Annotated in this window: 13 protein-coding genes; 3 read left to right on the top strand and 10 right to left on the bottom strand. The window is 59.8% G+C overall.

The features are described 5' to 3' along the window. Positions 1-27: 27 nt before the first annotated feature. Both PMI34_RS19285 and PMI34_RS19280 read left to right on the top strand, forming a co-directional pair. Positions 28-960, top strand: coding sequence for a lipid A biosynthesis lauroyl acyltransferase (locus tag PMI34_RS19285; RefSeq protein ID WP_008048370.1), 933 nt, complete (start codon positions 28-30; stop codon positions 958-960). Positions 961-1,026: 66 nt separating this feature from the next. Beyond that, positions 1,027-2,199, top strand: a complete 1,173-nt coding sequence (locus PMI34_RS19280; RefSeq protein WP_008048372.1) for a patatin-like phospholipase family protein — start codon at positions 1,027-1,029, stop codon at positions 2,197-2,199. Between the two features lie 143 nt (positions 2,200-2,342). On the opposite strand, the gene PMI34_RS19275 is transcribed toward PMI34_RS19280, so the two are convergent. The 8 genes from PMI34_RS19275 to puuE all read right to left on the bottom strand — a co-directional run bounded on the left by PMI34_RS19275 (position 2,343) and on the right by puuE (position 10,477). Beyond that, on the bottom strand, positions 2,343-3,128 hold the full coding sequence (locus PMI34_RS19275) for an outer membrane protein OmpK (protein ID WP_008048375.1): 786 nt from the start codon (positions 3,126-3,128) through the stop codon (positions 2,343-2,345). A 377-nt stretch (positions 3,129-3,505) separates the two neighbouring features. After that, positions 3,506-4,291: an outer membrane protein OmpK gene (locus PMI34_RS19270; protein WP_032829522.1), complete on the bottom strand. Its 786-nt coding sequence runs from the start codon at positions 4,289-4,291 to the stop codon at positions 3,506-3,508. Between the two features lie 156 nt (positions 4,292-4,447). After that, positions 4,448-5,806 (bottom strand): nucleobase:cation symporter-2 family protein, encoded by a 1,359-nt coding sequence (locus PMI34_RS19265; protein WP_008048377.1) that lies wholly within the window; start codon positions 5,804-5,806, stop codon positions 4,448-4,450. Between the two features lie 164 nt (positions 5,807-5,970). Further along, positions 5,971-7,275, bottom strand: coding sequence for a urate hydroxylase PuuD (locus tag PMI34_RS19260; RefSeq protein ID WP_008048380.1), 1,305 nt, complete (start codon positions 7,273-7,275; stop codon positions 5,971-5,973). Positions 7,276-7,325: 50 nt separating this feature from the next. After that, the gene (locus tag PMI34_RS19255) at positions 7,326-7,829 is read right to left on the bottom strand and encodes an ureidoglycolate lyase (RefSeq protein ID WP_007960046.1); all 504 of its coding nucleotides are present in this window, start codon (positions 7,827-7,829) and stop codon (positions 7,326-7,328) included. Between the two features lie 124 nt (positions 7,830-7,953). Then, entirely contained in the window at positions 7,954-8,949 is a 996-nt protein-coding gene (gene alc / locus PMI34_RS19250; protein WP_008048382.1) for an allantoicase, read from the bottom strand. A gap of 89 nt (positions 8,950-9,038) precedes the next feature. Continuing rightward, positions 9,039-9,554: a 2-oxo-4-hydroxy-4-carboxy-5-ureidoimidazoline decarboxylase gene (uraD, locus tag PMI34_RS19245; RefSeq protein ID WP_008048383.1), complete on the bottom strand. Its 516-nt coding sequence runs from the start codon at positions 9,552-9,554 to the stop codon at positions 9,039-9,041. Further along, complete coding sequence (gene puuE, locus PMI34_RS19240) at positions 9,551-10,477, bottom strand: allantoinase PuuE (protein WP_008048385.1); 927 nt, start codon at positions 10,475-10,477, stop codon at positions 9,551-9,553. The genes uraD and puuE overlap by 4 nt, the downstream gene beginning before the upstream one ends. A gap of 434 nt (positions 10,478-10,911) precedes the next feature. On the opposite strand from puuE, the gene uraH reads away from it, so the two are divergent. Beyond that, positions 10,912-11,265: a hydroxyisourate hydrolase gene (gene uraH / locus PMI34_RS19235; RefSeq protein WP_007988144.1), complete on the top strand. Its 354-nt coding sequence runs from the start codon at positions 10,912-10,914 to the stop codon at positions 11,263-11,265. Positions 11,266-11,465: 200 nt separating this feature from the next. Here the strand turns inward: uraH and PMI34_RS19230 are convergent, their stop codons facing one another. Next, the gene (locus PMI34_RS19230; RefSeq protein WP_008048387.1) at positions 11,466-12,092 is read right to left on the bottom strand and encodes a LysE family translocator; all 627 of its coding nucleotides are present in this window, start codon (positions 12,090-12,092) and stop codon (positions 11,466-11,468) included. A gap of 72 nt (positions 12,093-12,164) precedes the next feature. Further along, positions 12,165-13,514, bottom strand: coding sequence for an NCS2 family permease (locus tag PMI34_RS19225; protein WP_008048392.1), 1,350 nt, complete (start codon positions 13,512-13,514; stop codon positions 12,165-12,167). Positions 13,515-13,661: the final 147 nt, after the last annotated feature.

Consider the following 13,661-nt stretch of genomic DNA (forward strand, 5'->3'; position numbering starts at 1 on the left):
GCGGCCATTGTCATTCCGGAAGCATTAATGGACCGCCCGCGTTTTCGAAAAGCATTTCTATCTCCACGTTTCTGGCCGCTGTGGTGTGGCCTGGGGCTGTTGTGGCTGATCGTCCAGCTGCCGTATCCGGCGCTGCTGTGGATCGGTCGTGTCCTGGGCTCTTTGATGTATCGGGTGGCCGGCGACAGACGGCGCATTGCCAAACGCAATCTGGAACTGTGTTTTCCTGAAAAGACCGCCGCCGAACGCAAACGCCTGCTCAAGGAAAACTTCGCCTCCACCGGTATCGCTTTCTTTGAGATGGCGATGAGCTGGTGGTGGTCGCGCAGGCGCCTGGCGAATCTCGCTCATATCGAAGGGCTGGAGCATTTGCAGCAGGCTCAGCGCGAAGGCAAGGGCGTGATCCTGATGGCCCTGCACTTCACGACGCTGGAAATCGGCGCGGCGTTGCTCGGTCAGCAGCACACCATCGACGGCATGTACCGCGAGCACAAGAATCCGCTGTTCGACTACATCCAGCGCCAGGGCCGCGAGCGGCACAACCTCGATTCGCTGGCGGTGGAACGCGAAGACGTGCGCGGCATGCTCAAGTTGCTGCGCTCGGGCCGGGCGATCTGGTACGCACCGGATCAGGATTACGGCGCCAAGCAAAGTATTTTCGTGCCGTTGTTTGGCATCCAGGCTGCGACCGTCACCGCCACGAGCAAGTTTGCGCGCCTGGGCAAGGCGCTGGTGGTGCCGTTCACCCAGGAGCGCCTGGCGGACGGCAGCGGTTATCGCTTGGTGATCCATGCGCCGCTCGAAGGCTTCCCCGGCGAAACCGAAGAAGAGGACTGCCTGCGCATCAACCAATGGATCGAAAGCGTTCTGCGCGAGCATCCCGAGCAATACCTGTGGGCTCACCGTCGCTTCAAGAGCCGTCCACCGGGCGAACCGAAGCTGTACGCCAAACGCGGTTGAATCCCGATCCAACAGGGGAATAGGTCGAAACAACGAAATCCCATCAAGCACCATGGAGAGTTGTGCATGAGTCCAGCTGAACCGGTTACAGGGTTGATTCTTTCCGGAGGCGGGGCTCGGGCGGCCTATCAGGTCGGGGTGCTGGCGGCGATTGCCGAATTGTTGCCGCCGGGGGCCCGCAATCCTTTTCCGGTGATCGTCGGCACCTCGGCGGGCGCGATCAACGCCGTCAGCCTCGCCAGCGGGGCAATGGATTTTCGTAACGCCATCGAACGTCTGACGGCCTTCTGGCAGGGCTTTCGCAGTCATCTGGTGTTGCGCAGCGACTGGCCCGGGGTGATCCGCCAGGCCAGTCGCTTTGTCAGCCACAGTTTGCTCGGCATCGGTGCTCAGGTGCCGGTGGCGCTGCTCAACAGTTCTCCGTTGCGGGATTTGCTCAACGACAAGCTGCATATGGGCGGCATCGCCGAAGCGATCGCACAGAAGCAATTGCATGCGGTGGCGGTCACCGCGTTCGGCTATGAGTCCGGCCAGGCAGTCACCTTCTATGAGGGCGGCGGCAAGATCGATGCCTGGTTGCGCCATCGACGCATTGGCGTTCCCACCCGCTTGTCCGTTGAACACCTGCTCGCCAGTTCGGCCATTCCGCTGCTGTTCGCTCCGGTGAAAATCGACGAAGAGTATTTCGGTGATGGCGCGGTGCGTCAGTCGGCGCCGATCAGTCCGGCGTTGCACCTGGGCGCCAGTCGGGTGCTGGTGGTGGGCGTCAGCGGCAACCCCCGCGGGTTCGACCCGCAACAACCCTTGCAGCGCAGCTACACCGGTCAGCAGCCGACCCTGGCGCAGATCGGCGGGCACATGCTCAACAGTACGTTCATTGACAGCCTGGAAAGCGATATCGAGCTGTTGCAGCGCCTGAACCAGTTCAGTCACCTGATGCCCGACGGTACACCCATCCGCGCTTTGGGCGTGGCGCCAGTGGACGTATTGGTGATCTCACCGAGCCAGCCGATCGACGAGATCGCCGCGCGCCATCGCCAGGAATTGCCGGCGGCATTGCGCCTGTTTTTGCGCGGGCCGGGTGCGACCAAGACCAGCGGGGCGGGGGTGCTGAGTTACCTGCTGTTCGAGGCGGGGTATTGCAGCGAGTTGATCGAACTGGGGCGACGGGATGCGTTGGCCAAGCGCGGGGAGTTGTGCCGGTTTCTCGGCTTGGCGGAGCCTGCAGTCTCGGCTTGAGATAGGCGGTGCAGCCATTCGCGAGCAAGCCCGCTCCCACACTCGATTTTCAGCGAACACAATAATTGCGTACGGCGCAGATCAAATGCGGGAGCGGGCTTGCTCGCGAAGGCGCCCATACAGACGCCTGCAGAATTAAATGATCAGAAGTGAACCTTGACCAGGAAGCTGGTCACGCTCTGATCGGTCTTGAAGCCCTGGCTGTCTTCGATACCGTACTTGTTTTTCCAGTAGTCATACTCGACACCCACGTACAGCTGCTTGGCACCCAGGTTCAACGCCTTGCCCAGGTCGTATTTGACCTGCGGGTTGAAGTGCAGGTTGGCGTGGTACTCGCCTTTGCTGTTGACGTCGTTGTCGACCACCCAGTCCATGAAGCCGTCGATCAGCACGTCCGAGCCACCCACCGGAATGGTGTAGGACCAGACCGGCGAGACCTGCCAGATGTTGTCGCCCGGGCGGTCGCCTTCGGTGTGGCGATTGTAGAAGTTCAGCTGGAAGTAATCGAAGCCCGGGATGGCCAGGTCGAAACCAGGGCCGATCAGGTAGGACTCAGTATCGTCTTCACCGAACTCGTAGGTCATGGCCAGCAGCACGTCCTTGATCGGGCCGAACTCGAACTTCTGGTCGAAGATCTTGTTGAACGACAGGCGTGGGCTGAGTTCGCCGTAGTGGGTGTTCTCGCCCGCGAAGTGGTCTTCCTTGCCGTTGTAGAAGATTTTGTCGATGAAGAAGAAGTTGTCGCCGTACTTCCAGCCATCGGCGTGTTCGAAGGTCACCGTCTGCTGGATGCGCGGGTTGACCTGGAAGTCCTTGCCATAGAGGTAGGTCAGGCTGTTGTTCTGCCACTGCAGCAAATCGCCGGCCATGGCCTGGCCCCCGGCCAGCATTGATCCCGCCAGCATCAGGCTAGTGCACGTACGTTTCATTCGGTTGCTCCCAAAAAGTAGGTGGTTCCACGTTATTTTTTTAAGGTCGGCGCTCTGGTGTGGCGCCTGTTTCTGTAGCTGTAAAAAATCATCCATTCGGTCAGCTTTAATGCTGTTAGCAAGAGCTGAGCCAAGGCTTTCAAAAAGCAAAAAAACTCCCGTTCGGCGGCTCAAGAGCGGTCGATTGAGAGGGGTTTTGGAGTGCCTTGGTGCCTGCCAGAGCCGGGATAAGTTGGCTTTCTGGTCAGGTTTTACATCCGGGCTTTTTTTTAAACCGGATTCGGGCGGCCGCGGAGAATACTGACTCCTCGGCCAGGTCTCAAGTACTCCGCAACGGCGCACCGACGACAGGCTTGGGGCACGGTTGCGGGGCAGCATCAGAAGTGCACCTTGACCAGCAGGCTGGTGGTGTTTTCATTGGTGTCGAAGCTGGAGCTGTTTTCGATGCCGTACTTGTCTTTCCAGTAGCTGTATTCGACGCCGACGTACACCTGTTTTTCCCGCCAGCCCATGACCTTGCCCAGGTCGTACTTGATCTGCGGGTTGAAGTGCAGGTTGGCGTGATAAGTACCATGGGCGTTCTGGTCGTTGTCCACGACCCAGTCCATGTAGCCGTCGATCAACAGGTTCGAGCTGCCCAATGGAAGGGTGTAGGACCAGGCCGGGCTGATTTGCCAGACGTCATCGCCAGGGCGCGAGCCTTCGGTCTGGCGATAGTAGAAGTTCAGGGTGAAAAAGTTGAAGCCCGGTACCGCGAGGTCGAAACCGGGGCCGATCATGTAGGCCTCGGTGTCGTCTTCGCCGTTCTCGTAGGTCATGGCCAGCAGCACGTCCTTGATCGGGCCGAATTCGAAACGGCGGTCGAGGATCTTGCCGAAGGAGAGGCGCGGGCTGAACTCGCCGTAGTAGGCGTGAACGCCTTTGTTCCGGTCTTTCTCGCCGTTGTAGTAGGTGCTGTCGATGAACATGAAGTTGTCGCCGTACTTCCAGCGATCGGCGTGTTCGAAGGTTATCGTCTGCTGGATGTGCGGGTTGACCACGAAATCCTTGCCATACAGGTAGCTCAGGCTGTTGGTCTGCCACAGCAGCAGATCGCCGGCCATGGCCTGACTCGCGGCCAGCAGGCCAGCACTCAACAGCAGGTTGGTTTGTGTCCGAATCATCTGTTGCTCCCTCTTGTTTTTATTTTTGAGGCGCATGTAGCTCTCCTGTGGGAGCGGGCTTGCTCGCGAAAGCGGTGCATCAGTCAACGAGGATGTTGAGGCTGATGGCCCCTTCGCGGGCAAGCCCGCTCCCACAGGTTTTGTGGCTTTCGTCTGTTAATGCGTGTGAGCGTGGCAGTCGTTGATGGCCGCGCGTTCGGCGCCACCGAGGATGTTGAACAACAGGTTCAGCGTCAGCGCACTGAGGGTGGCCATGGCGATGCCACTGTGGGTGATCGGGCTCATCCACACGGGCAGGTGGGCGAAAAACTCCGGGCGGACAACCGGGATCAAGCCCATGCCGATGCTCACCGCCACCAACAACTGGTTGCGACGGTCACCGATATCGGCTTCCTGGAGAATCTTGATCCCGGTGGTGGCGACCATGCCGAACATCGCAATCGCCGCGCCACCCAGTACCGCCGGAGGAATCGACGCCACCAAAAACGCGGCTTTGGGCAGCAGGCTCAACACGATCAGCAACCCGCCGGCAACGATGGTCACCGAACGGCAGCGCACGCCGGTCATCTGCACCAGGCCGATGTTCTGGGCGAAGGAGGAGTGGGTGAAGGTGTTGAAGAACCCGGCGAAGAACGAGGCGCCGGCATCGCACAGCAAGCCGCGACGCAGCATCCGTGGGCAGACTTCCTGGCCGGTGATCTTGCCCAGCGCCAGAAACATCCCGGTGGACTCGACGAAAATGATCACCACCACCAGGCACATCGACAGGATCGGCGCGAGCTCGAATTTCGGCATGCCGAAGTGCAGCGGCGTGACGAATTGCAGCCATGGCGCCTGAGCCATGCCACTGAGGTCGACCATGCCGAGCAGGCCGCAGAGCACGTAGCCCAGGCACATGCCGATCAGCACGGAAATGTTGACCCAGAAGCCGCGCATGAAACGGTGCACCAGCAAGATGGTGCCCAGTACCAGGGCGGCGATGGTCAGGTAGATCGGTGAGCCGAATTGAGCGGCGCCGGCACCGCCGCCGGCCCAGTTCACGGCCACGGGGAACAGCGACAAACCGATCGAGGTGATGACCGTCCCGGTCACCAGTGGCGGGAAGAAGCGCACGACCTTGGACATGAACGGGGCGATGAGCATGCCGAAGAACCCGGCGGCGATGGTCGCGCCGAAGATCCCTTGCAGGCCGATACCGGGCATGCCGGCCATGGCGACCATGCTGCCGACGGCGGCGAAACTGGCGCCCATCATCACCGGCATGCGAATGCCCATGGGGCCGATGCCGAGGGACTGGACGATGGTGGCGATACCCGCCACCAGCAGGTCGGCGTTGATCAGGAAGGCGATTTCTTCACGACTCAGGCCAGCGGCCTGTCCGATGATCAGCGGTACCGCGATGGCACCACCGTACATCAGCAGAACATGTTGCAAACCGACCAGGATCAGTTGCAAGAGGGGCAAACGCTGAATGGCGGGTGCGTCGGGGATGCGCGCTGCGGATAGCTCGGACATGCAACACCTCGGATCTTTTTATTCTTGTGATTTACAGCTGCAGTGCTGCCGGCAGTTGTATTCGAATCAGATAGGCCGCTTTGCGGCCATTCGCGGGCAAGCCCGCTCCCACAGGTTCTGTGTTGCCTGTGTGGGAACGAGCCTGCTCGCGAAGCTTTTAACGATTAATTGGTCTGGGCTCCCTGCACAATCCAGGCACCGATCAGGTCACGTTCCTGCTGGGTCATCTGAGTGATGTTGCCCAGTGGCATGATCTGGCTGGTGACGGCTTGCGCCTGGATCCGCGGTGCGTTCTGGCGAATCTGCTCAGGGGTGTCGAGCATCACGCCGGCAGGGGCCGCACTGAACAGCGGGCTGGTGGGTTTGGCCGAGTGGCAAACCGCGCAACGTTCCTGAATCACGCTGTGCACTTTGTCAAAGCCAGGGCCGGCGTTGGACGCCTGCGCCGGAGCGGCGGCTGGCGTTTCTGCAGGTTTGGCTTCAGCGGGTTTCAAACCACCGCCCACTGCGGTTTCCGGCAGCGGCTGGTATTCGATTTTCGCTGGAACGTTGGCCACTTCAGGGGCGCTGGACATCGGCTTCGGACCAGTCACATAAGCCAGGCAGATCATGCCCACCGCTGCCACAGGCAGGGTCCAGGCAAACTTGTGGCTGTCGTGACGGGTGTTGAAGTAGTGACGCACCAACACCGCCAGTACCGCGATCCCGGCCAGGATCAACCAGTTGTACTGGCTGCCGTAGGTGCTCGGGAAGTGGTTGCTGATCATGATGAACAGCACCGGCAAGGTGAAGTAGTTGTTGTGACGCGAACGCAGCAAGCCTTTGGCCGGCAGCGCCGGATCCGGCGTACGGTTCTCGGCGATGGCCGCAACCAGTGCACGTTGCGCCGGCATGATGATACGGAACACGTTGCCGACCATGATGGTGCCGATGATCGCGCCGACGTGCAGGTACGCACCCCGACCGCTGAACACTTTGCTGAAGCCGTAGGCCGCGCCGATGATCAGGACGAACAGGATGAAGCCCAGCAGGGCAGGGCGTTTGCCCAGGGCCGAGTCGCACAGGAAGGAGTAGACGAACCAGCCGATGAACAGCGAGCCGAGACCGATGGCCACGCCTTCAGGGCCGCTCAGGGTGCTGCCCGGAGCCAGCAGGTAGAGCGTCGGGTTGGAGTAGAACACCACGCACAGCAGCGCGATACCCGACATCCAGGTGAAGTAGGCTTCCCATTTGAACCAGTGCAGGTTGTCCGGCATGGTCGGTGGAGCCAGTTTGTATTTTTCCAGGTGGTAGATACCGCCGCCGTGGATCGCCCACAAATCGCCGGCCAGACCGCTTTTCGGGTTGACCCGATTGAGGTTGTTTTCCAGCCAGACGAAGTAGAACGATGCGCCGATCCAGGCCACGCCAGTAATCATGTGAACCCAGCGCACGCTCAGGTTCAGCCATTCCAACAGATGTGCTTCCACAGTCTTTACCTCTCGCCTGTCACTCTGTTGTCGAGTGATCAGACCTTCTCTTATTGGTGGGGGGCGAGGATCAAACGCTCATCCTCTTTGAAAAAATGCTCATCGCAGTTATTGCCTGTGCCACTGCGATCAACCACCAGGAAGTCATCCCGCTTTTCGATCGTCAGCACCGGGTGGTGCCAGACGCCGCGATGGTAATTAATGCCCTGCCTGCCGTTGGTGACGAAGGCTCGGACCAAGCCTGATACAGGTTCATCGCCAAGTGGCGCGACCACGATCAGAAAGGGGTTGCCGAGCAGCGGAATGAAAGCCTGGCTGCCCAGCGGATGGCGCTCCAGCATGCTCACGGTCAGCGGCATGTCCTGCGCGTCGGCGCGGAAGATGCTGATAATCGCGTTGTCCTCTGGCGTTGCGGTTTCGACCGTCGCCAGTTTATGGAAGCGCATGGTCGAACCGTTGTTGATCATGAAGTGATCGCTGCCGTCGGTTTCGATCACGTCACCGAAAGGGGCGAAGGCTTCTTTGGTCAGCGGTTCAATCGTCAGTGTGCGCATGCTGTTCTTATCCGAATTCTGTGTTGTTTGTTTTGACGCCATCGCGAGCAAGCTCGCTCCCACAGTGGACTGTGGCGTTCACAAAACCTGTGGGAGCGAGCTTGCTCGCGATTGGGTTCAGCGCTTATTTAGCGACCTTGCCCAGTACACGCAGGCGGCTCACACCACCATCCGGGAACACGTTCAGGCGGATGTGGGTGATCGGGCCCAGTGCCTTGATCTGCTCGGCGAAGGTGTGTTCGGCGTGCATTTCCAGCTTCTGGCTTGGCAGCAGTTCGCGCCAGAACAGCGACTGGGTTTCGATCTGGCTGTCGGTGCCGCCCTTCACGAACGCGCCCTGGATCGAGCAGCTGTCCGGGTAGTTGCCCTTGAAGTGCAGGGTGTCGACGATGACTTTCTCGACTTCGCCGGCATGACCCAGCGCGACGATGACCCAGTCATTGCCCGGGGTACGACGACGCGCGGTTTCCCAGCCATCGCCCATGTTGATGCCACGGCCCGGGTTAAGGATGTTGCTCATGCGGCCGAAGTGTTCGTCGGAGCAGGCGAGGGCGCGGCCACCGTTGAGGGCTGCGGCCAGGTCGACCTGCTCGTTGTCGCCGGTAGCCGACCAGTCACGGAATGGCACGCCGTACACGCGCAGACGGGCCACGCCGCCATCCGGGTAGATGTTGAAGCGCAGGTGGCTGAAGGCCTGGTCATTGTTGATTTCGTGGTAGTGGTGGCTGTTGCCTTGCAGCTCGACGGCGGACAGCACTTCAACCCACTGGGTGTTTTCGTTCGGCTCGCCTTCGGCCAGGAAGCAGGCTTCCAGGGACGCCGACGGCGGGAAGTTGCCGGTGAAGAATGAAGTGTCGATGTCGACGCCCTTGATCGAACCCGGTACGCCAAGGCGGATCACTGCGCTGTCGAAGCCTTCGAAGCGCTTGCGGCGCGATTCCCAGCCGTCCATCCACTTGCCGTTGTCATCGAACACGCCCTCCTTCCATACGGCCGGGGTCGGTTGGAACAGACGGTTGGCGTCTGCGAACCAGTCATCGGTGACCGAGATGATTTTGGTGCCCAGACGGGCATCGGCCAGGTTGACGAACTTCTCGAAAGGTACGGCGTAAGCTTTCATTCTTCTTGTCTGCCTTTAAATAAGTGGCTTGGGATGCTTGCAAGGCCCTGGTGGATTTCGGCGTTCATGAGATCGCAGGGCCAGGCTTGCTATAGGGTCAGTAATCGGAACAGGGCAATCTTGTTGATCTGCGCCAGCGCGCATTTGAACTCGGTGTCGACCGGGTTGTGGATGCGCGTTTCGAACGCTGCGAGGATCTGATGCCGGTTGCTGCCTTTTACCGCCATGATGAAGGGAAACTTGAACTTGGCCTTGTAGGCATCGTTCAGCTCGGTGAAGCGCTGGAACTCTTCGGCCGTGCATTGGTGAATACCCGCGCCAGACTGTTCTTCAGTGCTGGCCGCGGTAAGCTCGCCCTGGACGGCGGCTTTGCCGGCCAGGTCCGGGTGAGCGTTGATCAGGGCAAGCTGGCTTGCATGATCGGCGCTCAACAGGATGTCGCTCATGCGCTGGTGCAGGGTTTCGATCTGGTCGATCGAAGCGTCCTGGCCCAGGTCGAAGGCCTTCTCGGCCACCCATGGCGAATGTTCGTAGATGTCGGCGAAGGCTTTGACGAAGGCGTCGCGGCTCAATGTCGATGGTTTCAATGTTTGAAAGGCGCTCATTTCGCGGCCCCTTGGTACGGGTGGGTTTCCTGCCAGTGGCGCGCGATGTCGACGCGACGGCTGAACCACACCTGTTCATGACTTTTAGCGTATTCGATAAAGCGCTTGAGTGACGCCAGACGCGCCGGACGGCCGATCAGGCGGCAGTGCAGGCCGATCGACAGCATTTTCGGTGCCTCGGCGCCTTCGGCGTAGAGCACGTCGAACGCATCCTTGAGGTATTCGAAGAAGTCGTCGCCCTTGTTGAAACCCTGGACCTGAGTGAAGCGCATGTCGTTGGTGTCCAGGGTGTACGGGATCACCAGGTGCGGCTTGCCGGTCGGGTTGTTCGGTTCCCAGTAGGGCAGGTCGTCGTCGTAGGTGTCGCAGTCGTAGAGGAAACCACCTTCTTCCATCACCAGGCGACGGGTGTTCGGGCCGGTGCGGCCGGTGTACCAGCCCAGCGGGCGACTGCCTGTGATTTCGGTGAGGATGCGGATCGCTTCGAGCATGTGCTCGCGCTCCTGGTTTTCATCCATGTACTGGTAGTCGATCCAGCGGTAGCCATGGCTGCAGATCTCGTGACCGGCATCGACCATGGCGCGGATCACGTCCGGGTGACGCTGGGCGGCCATGGCCACGGCGAAGATGGTCAGCGGAATGTCGAATTCCTTGAACAGCTTGAGGATCCGCCACACGCCGGCACGGCTGCCATACTCGTAAAGGGATTCCATGCTCATGTTGCGCGCGCCTTGCAGCGGCTGGGCAGAAACCATTTCCGAGAGGAACGCTTCGGATTCTTTGTCACCGTGCAGGATGTTGCGCTCGCCGCCTTCTTCGTAATTGAGTACGAACGACAGGGCGATTCGGGCATTGCCCGGCCAGTGTGGGTGAGGAGGGTTACTGCCGTAACCGACCAGGTCGCGTGGGTAGTCAGCGCTCACTGCAGGCTTCCTTCTTGTTCGATGATGACGGTTGGTGTGACGCAGCTGAAGATTGGGTGGCGGGCTTGCGTCACAGCGATGGGCTGATTGTATACAACTTTATATTCACTTTGTAAGCCTGAATTTTCGCATTTTTAACCGACTGTCATCTTTTACTGCGATTGGCGTGAGCCTGCAAGAAATCTGCCTGACTGGTCAATTATTGATTGAAGGGTTCATAGGCTGTGCGGTTTGGCGGGAAATCGACGGTAAATATACAGACGGCGGGGCTAAGGCGAAAAATGTCGTTTTTATTGTGTACAATTTTTTTGAAAAGTGTCTTAATCAGTCGCTCGCCGCAGCTTTTCGTGCTCCGAATCGGTGCGGTCTCCTTTTCAACTGACTTCGGGAGGCGCGAAGTCTGACTGCTCCACGCAGGCAGGCGCGCAGAATCAATGGGACGTTTGACTACACACGTTTTGGACGCAGCACACGGTTGCCCGGGCAGCTCGATCAAGGTCGAGTTGTACCGCGTTGAAGGATCGCAGCTGGAATTGGTCGCCAGCGCTATAACCAACAGCGATGGCCGTGTCGATGCACCGCTGCTGCAAGGCGATGACTACCGCACCGGGGTCTATCAGGTTCAGTTTCATGCCGGCGATTACTACCGCGCCCGTGGCGTCAAGCTGCCGGAGCCGGCCTTCCTGGATGTGGTGGTGCTGCGTTTCGGCATCTCCGCCGAGCAGGATCACTACCATGTGCCGTTGTTGATTTCGCCTTACAGCTACTCCACCTACCGCGGCAGCTGATCCCCCAGGCAGCAGCTGCACCCTGGAAGCGACTGCGCATATAGCTTCTTTGGTCTTTGGCCCGCTCACACTGCGGGCTTTTTTTCGTCCTTGAGAAAGAGGGTGTCTGGTCTGACGCGTTCGCGAGCAAGCCCGCTCCCACAGGAGAATGCGTTCCAGTGTGGGAGCGGGCTTGCTCGCGAAGCTTTAGCTTTTGGCTTTTAGCGGCTCAGCAGGGACGCAGCCCCCGCCCCACTGAACAACCCCGCACTGATCCGGTTGAACCAGCTCTGCCCCTTACCACTGCGCAGATACCGCGCCGCACCATGAGCACCGAGGCCATAAGCCAACTTGCAGGCCAGATCCAGCAGTGTCCAAGTGACAATCATCACCAGCAACTGCGGCAGGAACGGCAGTTCAGCACTCAAGAACTGCGGCAGGAAAGCGGCGAAGAACAGGATGTCCTTCGGGTTGCTGGCGCCCAGCATGAACGCGCGCCCGAACAGCGCGCGAAAGCGTGGCACCGGCGCGGCCTGTGGCACTTCAGCGCCATGGGAAGGCAGGCGCGATTGCTGCCAGCTCTGCCAGGCGAGGTAGAACAGGTAAAGGGCGCCAAGAATCTTCAGAGCGCTGAACAGCTGTTCCGACGCCAGCAACAACGCACCCAGGCCCAGCGCCGAAGCGCTCAGCAGGCAGATCGACGCCGACACGCCGCCAAGAAAGGCCGGGTAAGAGCGGCGCAGGCCGTAATTCAGACTGTTGCTGATCATCAGCAACGACAGCGGCCCCGGGATCAGGATCACTATCAGCGCAGCGCCGCTGAACAGCAGCCAGGTTTCCAGACTCATCACTTTCCTCCATTTGCACAAAAGCCCCACCCGACGGGGTGAGGCTGTTTTCAAGCGTGTACCGCGTGTGGCTTACAAGAAGATGAACTTGGCGATGAAGATCGCGCAGAGTACCCACAGGCTCACGGAAATTTCCTTGTACTTGCCGGTGCCGGCCTTCAGCGCCACGTAGGTGATAAAGCCCAGCGCGATACCGTCGGCGACCGAGAAGGTCAGCGGCATCATGATTGCGGTGACGATCGCCGGGATGCTGTCGGTCGCTTCATCCCATTCGATGTGGGCCATGCCGCCCATCATCAGCATCGCTACATAAATCAGTGCGCCCGCGGTTGCATAGGCAGGAATCATCCCGGCCAGCGGAGCGAAGAACATGGCTGCAATAAATAGCACACCTACGGTCACTGCGGTAAGACCAGTCCGACCACCCGCAGCTACACCAGCGGCACTTTCAACGTAGCTGGTGACCGGCGGAACGCCGACTACCGCACCGAATACGCTGGACGCACTGTCGGCTTTCATGGCACGGGAGAGGTTTTCGATGCGGCCGTCAGCACCGACCAGGTTGGCGCGCTGGGCAACACCCATCAAGGTACCGGCGGTGTCGAACATGTGTACGAAGAGGAACGCCAGGACCACGCTGATCATGCTGACGTTGAACACGCCGGCGACGTTCATGGCCATGAAGGTAGGGGCGAGGCTCGGTGGAGCCGACATGATGCCCTCGTAGTGCACCAGGCCCAGACCCCAGCCAGCGAGGGTCACGGTGATGATGCTGATGAGGATCGCGCCGAACACTTTGTGATAGCTGAGGATGGAGATCATCAGGAAGCACACGGCAGCGAGCAGCGGGCCGGGTTCGCGCAGGGAGCCGAGCTTGATCAGCGTGGCTGGGCTATCGACGACGATACCCGCGGTTTTCAGACCGATCAGCCCCAGGAACAGACCCACGCCGGCGCCCATGGCGAAGCGCAGGCTGACCGGGATGCTGTTGAGCAGCCATTCGCGGATCCGCGAGAAGGTCAGGATCATGAACAACACACCGGACACGAATACCGCACCGAGGGCGGTTTCCCAGTTGTAGCCCATGGTGCCGACCACGGTGTAGGTGAAGAAGGCGTTCAGCCCCATGCCCGGTGCCAGGCCGACCGGCCAGTTGGCGTACAGGCCCATCAACAGGCAACCCAGGGCCGCGGCGATGCAGGTGGCGACGAACGCCGCACCGTGATCGATCCCGGCGTCAGCCATGATGTTGGGGTTGACGAAAATGATGTAAGCCATGGTGATGAAGGTTGTCAGACCGGCAATCAGCTCGGTCTTCACCGTGGTGCCGTGCAAGCTGAGTTTGAACAGACGTTCCAGCAAGCCATTGCGTAATGGCGGCGAGAGATCCAGCGTCGATGCTTCGGATTTGCGGCTTTCCACAGCGAATACTCCTCAAGAGTTTTATTGTTATTTCCAGGGCCGGACCCATGAGGGTGGCAGCGGCCCTTTGAGGCACTTGCGAATTTGTTGACCGCATGGTCAGGAACTCGCACGAAGTGGATTATGCTTTTGTATACAAAGAAAGCA

The sequence above is a fragment of the Pseudomonas sp. GM74 genome, assembly GCF_000282455.1.
Classification (GTDB): Bacteria; Pseudomonadota; Gammaproteobacteria; order Pseudomonadales; family Pseudomonadaceae; genus Aquipseudomonas.

What these genes read in the sequence shown, in the direction of transcription:
- PMI34_RS19280 (WP_008048372.1), top strand. Translation starts at nt 1,027, where the DNA reads ATGAGTCCAGCTGAACCGGTTACAGGGTTGATTCTTTCCGGAGGCGGG.
- alc (WP_008048382.1), bottom strand. Translation starts at nt 8,949, where the DNA reads ATGAAAGCTTACGCCGTACCTTTCGAGAAGTTCGTCAACCTGGCCGAT.
- PMI34_RS19275 (WP_008048375.1), bottom strand. Translation starts at nt 3,128, where the DNA reads ATGAAACGTACGTGCACTAGCCTGATGCTGGCGGGATCAATGCTGGCC.
- PMI34_RS19265 (WP_008048377.1), bottom strand. Translation starts at nt 5,806, where the DNA reads ATGTCCGAGCTATCCGCAGCGCGCATCCCCGACGCACCCGCCATTCAG.
- PMI34_RS19285 (WP_008048370.1), top strand. Translation starts at nt 28, where the DNA reads ATGGACCGCCCGCGTTTTCGAAAAGCATTTCTATCTCCACGTTTCTGG.
- uraD (WP_008048383.1), bottom strand. Translation starts at nt 9,554, where the DNA reads ATGAGCGCCTTTCAAACATTGAAACCATCGACATTGAGCCGCGACGCC.
- PMI34_RS19270 (WP_032829522.1), bottom strand. Translation starts at nt 4,291, where the DNA reads ATGATTCGGACACAAACCAACCTGCTGTTGAGTGCTGGCCTGCTGGCC.
- PMI34_RS19230 (WP_008048387.1), bottom strand. Translation starts at nt 12,092, where the DNA reads ATGAGTCTGGAAACCTGGCTGCTGTTCAGCGGCGCTGCGCTGATAGTG.
- PMI34_RS19255 (WP_007960046.1), bottom strand. Translation starts at nt 7,829, where the DNA reads ATGCGCACACTGACGATTGAACCGCTGACCAAAGAAGCCTTCGCCCCT.
- uraH (WP_007988144.1), top strand. Translation starts at nt 10,912, where the DNA reads ATGGGACGTTTGACTACACACGTTTTGGACGCAGCACACGGTTGCCCG.